Raw genomic sequence first — 361 nt, forward strand, 5'->3', positions numbered from 1 at the left:
GGCGTCTACTTCGGCAACTTTAACTATTGAAGATACAACTGCGCCAGACTTAGCATTATGTTCAGATGTGGCTGATGAAACTATTGAATGCGATGGTAACAATAACAGTACTTTAGCATCTAATTGGAATGCGGCTAATATCGCGGCTTTACAAACGTGTCCTACGGATAGTTGTGATGCAGATGCTAACTATACCGTAACGTCTGACTTCGACTTTAATAACTTTGTGAGTGCTTGTGGTCTTGGTGGTACTATCACTGTAAACTATACAGTAGCGGATGATTGTGGAAACATAGCTTCTACTTCAGCAACGTTAACTATTGAAGATACAACTGCGCCTGACTTAGCGTTATGTTCAGAT

Annotated in this window: 1 protein-coding gene; it reads left to right on the top strand. The window is 40.7% G+C overall.

Annotated elements, in window-relative coordinates; all coding sequences use genetic code 11:
* Positions 1-361: hypothetical protein (locus WA340_RS11475; protein ID WP_336129161.1), on the top strand; the 361-nt coding region annotated here is incomplete at both ends.

The organism is Mesoflavibacter sp. CH_XMU1422-2, from assembly GCF_037029245.1.
GTDB lineage: Bacteria > Bacteroidota > Bacteroidia > Flavobacteriales > Flavobacteriaceae > Mesoflavibacter > Mesoflavibacter zeaxanthinifaciens.